General features: G+C 49.2%; 2 tRNA genes and 2 rRNA genes. All 4 read right to left on the bottom strand.

Annotated features, from left to right (window positions below):
* Nucleotides 1–67: 67 nt before the first annotated feature.
* Nucleotides 68–2,923: ribosomal RNA gene (locus V6252_RS12805) — 23S ribosomal RNA — on the bottom strand.
* Nucleotides 2,924–3,270: 347 nt separating this feature from the next.
* Nucleotides 3,271–3,346, bottom strand: a tRNA-Ala gene (locus V6252_RS12800).
* Nucleotides 3,347–3,355: 9 nt separating this feature from the next.
* Nucleotides 3,356–3,432: transfer RNA gene (locus V6252_RS12795), tRNA-Ile, on the bottom strand.
* Between the two features lie 74 nt (nt 3,433–3,506).
* Nucleotides 3,507–5,045: ribosomal RNA gene (locus tag V6252_RS12790) — 16S ribosomal RNA — on the bottom strand.
* The 16S and 23S rRNA genes sit together here with 2 tRNA genes alongside, the layout of an rRNA operon.
* Nucleotides 5,046–5,177: the final 132 nt, after the last annotated feature.

Genomic DNA, 5,177 nt, shown 5'->3' with positions numbered 1-5,177 from the left:
TTATTCTATAGCCTGAGCTATACAAGATAGATTAATTAGACTTGTATACAAACCACTTGGGTGTTGTATGGTCAAGCCAAACGAGCAATTAGTACAGGTTAGCTACACGCATCGCTGCGCTTCCACACCCTGCCTATCAACGTCCTAGTCTTGAACGGCTCTTTAGGGAAATCTAATCTTGAGGTGGGCTTCCCGCTTAGATGCTTTCAGCGGTTATCCCATCCGAACGTAGCTACCGGGCAATGCCACTGGCGTGACAACCCGAACACCAGAGGTTCGTCCACTCTGGTCCTCTCGTACTAGGAGCAGATCCTCTCAAATTTCCAACGCCCACGGTAGATAGGGACCGAACTGTCTCACGACGTTCTAAACCCAGCTCGCGTACCTCTTTAAATGGCGAACAGCCATACCCTTAGGACCTGCTTCAGCCCTAGGATGAGATGAGCCGACATCGAGGTGCCAAACACCGCCGTCGATATGAACTCTTGGGCGGTATCAGCCTGTTATCCCCAGAGTACCTTTTATCCGTTGAGCGATGGCCCTTCCATACAGAACCACCGGATCACTAAGACCTACTTTCGTACCTGCTCGACTTGTGGGTCTCGCAGTTAAGCGCGCTTTTGCCTTTATACTCTACGACCGATTTCCGACCGGTCTGAGCGCACCTTCGTACTCCTCCGTTACTCTTTAGGAGGAGACCGCCCCAGTCAAACTACCCACCATACATTGTCCTCGGTATTGTTATACCTGAGTTAGAACCCCAACATGACCAGGGTGGTATTTCAAGATTGGCTCCACCAAGACTAGCGTCTCGGCTTCAAAGCCTCCCACCTATCCTGCACAAGTCAGGTCAAAGTTCAATGTAAAGCTGTAGTAAAGGTTCACGGGGTCTTTCCGTCTAGCCGCGGGTACACAGCATCTTCACTGCGATTTCGATTTCACTGAGTCTCTGCTGGAGACAGCGCTGCCATCATTATGTCATTCGTGCAGGTCGGAACTTACCCGACAAGGAATTTCGCTACCTTAGGACCGTTATAGTTACGGCCGCCGTTTACTGGGGCTTCGATCAAGAGCTTCGCTTACGCTAACCCCATCAATTAACCTTCCAGCACCGGGCAGACATCACACCCTATACGTCCACTTTCGTGTTTGCAGAGTGCTGTGTTTTTAATAAACAGTTGCAGCAGCCTGGTATCTGCGACTGCCAACAGCTCAAGGAGCAAGTCCTATCACCATCAACAGCGTACCTTCTCCCGAAGTTACGGTACCATTTTGCCTAGTTCCTTCAGCAGAGTTCTCTCAAGCGCCTTGGTATTCTCTACCTGATCACCTGTGTCGGTTTAGGGTACGATTCGTTTATAACTATTGCTTAGAAGCTTTTCCTGGAAGCATGGTATTTGCCACTTCGCTGTACAAGTACAGCTTGCTATCAGATCTCGGTATAGAATAGCCCGGATTTACCTAAGCTATAAACCTACATCCTTTCACCTGGACAACCAACGCCAGGCTGACATAACCTTCTCCGTCCCTCCATCGCATTATAAACAAGTATCGGAATATTAACCGATTTCCCATCGACTACGCCTTTCGGCCTCGCCTTAGGGGTCGACTCACCCAGCCCCGATTAACGTTGGACTGGAACCCTTGATCTTCCGGCGTGCGAGCTTTTCACTCGCATTATCGTTACTCACGTCAGCATTCGCTCTTGTGATACCTCCAGCATGCTTTACAACACACCTTCACAGGCTTACACAACGCTCCCCTACCACTTGAAAACAAATTCAAATCCGCAGCTTCGGCTCCTAGTTTGAGCCCCGTTACATCTTCCGCGCGGGCCGACTCGACTAGTGAGCTATTACGCTTTCTTTAAAGGATGGCTGCTTCTAAGCCAACCTCCTAGCTGTCTATGCCTTCCCACCTCGTTTCCCACTTAACTAGGAATTTGGGGCCTTAGCTGGCGGTCTGGGTTGTTTCCCTCTCCACGATGGACGTTAGCACCCACCGTGTGTCTCCCGGATATCACTCATCGGTATTCGGAGTTTGCATCGGTTTGGTAAGTCGGTATGACCCCCTAGCCGAAACAGTGCTCTACCCCCAATGGTGTTCGTCCGAGGCGCTACCTAAATAGCTTTCGGGGAGAACCAGCTATCACCGAGTTTGATTAGCCTTTCACCCCTATCCACAAGTCATCCCCTGGCTTTTCAACGACAGTGGGTTCGGTCCTCCGGTGCCTGTTACGGCACTTTCAACCTGCTCATGGATAGATCACTCGGTTTCGGGTCTATACCCTGCAACTAAACGCCCTATTAAGACTCGGTTTCCCTACGGCTCCCCTAAACGGTTAACCTTGCTACAGAATATAAGTCGCTGACCCATTATACAAAAGGTACGCGGTCACCCAACAAGTGGGCTCCCACTGCTTGTACGCACACGGTTTCAGGTTCTATTTCACTCCCCTCACAGGGGTTCTTTTCGCCTTTCCCTCACGGTACTGGTTCACTATCGGTCAGTCAGGAGTATTTAGCCTTGGAGGATGGTCCCCCCATCTTCAAACAGGATTTCTCGTGCCCCGCTCTACTTAATATGTTAACTCTAATGTTTCGAATACAGGACTATCACCTACTACGGTCAGCTTTCCCACGCTGTTCTTCTACATTAGAATTAATCGGCTTCTCCCCGTTCGCTCGCCGCTACTAGGGGAATCTCAATTGATGTCTATTCCTAAGGGTACTGAGATGTTTCACTTCCCCTCGTTCGCTTCCTAATAAATTAGGATACCTACCTTATGGTAAGTGGGTTTCCCCATTCAGAAATCTCCGGATCACAGGATATTGCCGCCTCCCCGAAGCTTATCGCAGGCTGTCACGTCTTTCATCGCCTCTGACTGCCAAGGCATCCACCATGTGCGCTTCATTACTTGACCATACAACCCCAAGTAGTCTTTCGACTTCTAAGTGTCATACAATCTAATTATGATAACGATATCACCTATGTTTATACGCTTGATTCAGTTCTCTTTACTTTTTTTAATAACTCACCCCTGGGATAACAACTGATGTCGTTAAGAGGTGAGTTATTAAGGTTAAGAAGTGCGCGTGAACACGCTCTTCCTAACCCAGACTCATATCTATGTTTTTAAATAGTCTCTATGCTCTCGTCGAGTCACAGATTCTGTATAAAACAGAAAGAAGTAATCATTAACAATCACTTGTTTCTATTTAATACCTATTTATTTATTGGCATCTAAAGCTTACTTAACCGTCTTAGTAGTGGTGGAGCCAAACGGAGTCGAACCGTTGACCTCCTGCGTGCAAGGCAGGCGCTCTACCAACTGAGCTATGGCCCCATTGTAAAATGGTGGGTCTAGGTGGACTTGAACCACCGACCCCCGCGTTATCAACACGGTGCTCTAACCAGCTGAGCTACAGACCCTAATACGTTTGTTAAAACGTAAGCTTAAACTAAAGAACAACTTGTTGTGAATTCTTGCTGACCGAATGCGTCTATAAGGAGGTGATCCAGCCGCAGGTTCCCCTACGGCTACCTTGTTACGACTTCACCCCAGTCATCAACCACACCGTGGTGAACGCCTCCCCGAAGGTTAAGCTATCCACTTCTGGTGCAATCAACTCCCATGGTGTGACGGGCGGTGTGTACAAGGCCCGGGAACGTATTCACCGCGGCATTCTGATCCGCGATTACTAGCGATTCCTACTTCATGGAGTCGAGTTGCAGACTCCAATCTGGACTACGATAGGCTTTTTGAGATTCGCATCACATCGCTGTGTAGCTGCCCTCTGTACCTACCATTGTAGCACGTGTGTAGCCCTGGTCGTAAGGGCCATGATGACTTGACGTCGTCCCCGCCTTCCTCCAGTTTGTCACTGGCAGTATCCTTAGAGTTCCCGGCTTAACCCGCTGGTAACTAAGGACAAGGGTTGCGCTCGTTGCGGGACTTAACCCAACATCTCACGACACGAGCTGACGACAGCCATGCAGCACCTGTATTCTAATTCCCGAAGGCACTCCCGCATCTCTGCAGGATTCTAGATATGTCAAGACCAGGTAAGGTTCTTCGCGTTGCATCGAATTAAACCACATGCTCCACCGCTTGTGCGGGCCCCCGTCAATTCATTTGAGTTTTAACCTTGCGGCCGTACTCCCCAGGCGGTCTACTTATTGCGTTAGCTGCGTCACTAAGTCCTCAAGGGACCCAACGACTAGTAGACATCGTTTACGGCGTGGACTACCAGGGTATCTAATCCTGTTTGCTACCCACGCTTTCGAGCCTCAGTGTCAGTATGATGCCAGGAAGCTGCCTTCGCCATCGGTATTCCTTCAGATCTCTACGCATTTCACCGCTACACCTGAAATTCTACTTCCCTCTCACCTACTCTAGCCTAACAGTTTCAGATGCAGTTCCCAGGTTAAGCCCGGGGATTTCACATCTGACTTATCAAGCCACCTACGCTCGCTTTACGCCCAGTAATTCCGATTAACGCTTGCACCCTCTGTATTACCGCGGCTGCTGGCACAGAGTTAGCCGGTGCTTATTCTGCAGCTAATGTCATCGTCTCCGGGTATTAACCGAAGAGTCTTCTTCACTGCTTAAAGTGCTTTACAACCAAAAGGCCTTCTTCACACACGCGGCATGGCTGGATCAGGGTTTCCCCCATTGTCCAATATTCCCCACTGCTGCCTCCCGTAGGAGTCCGGGCCGTGTCTCAGTCCCGGTGTGGCTGATCATCCTCTCAGACCAGCTACAGATCGTCGCCATGGTAGGCCTTTACCCCACCATCTAGCTAATCCGACTTAGGCTCATCTAATAGCGAGAGCAGTAAACTGCCCCCTTTCTCCCGTAGGTCGTATGCGGTATTAATACGAGTTTCCCCGTGCTATCCCCCACTACTAGGTAGATTCCTAAGTATTACTCACCCGTCCGCCGCTCGACGCCTGGTAGCAAGCTACCATCGTTTCCGCTCGACTTGCATGTGTTAAGCCTGCCGCCAGCGTTCAATCTGAGCCATGATCAAACTCTTCAGTTTAATCTTGCTATGAAGCTCTTTAAAGAAGCTTCTAAACTTGGCTCATCTAATCTGGCAAAATCGCTAAAAATTATGTTCGTAATGAATTAACTTTGAGTTTTTCTGCTGTCTTAAATGATAATTTTTATAGTT

The organism is Psychrobacter proteolyticus (assembly GCF_038155145.1).
Classification (GTDB): Bacteria; Pseudomonadota; Gammaproteobacteria; order Pseudomonadales; family Moraxellaceae; genus Psychrobacter; species Psychrobacter proteolyticus_B.
This window is presented reverse-complemented; position numbering and strand designations above follow the sequence as displayed.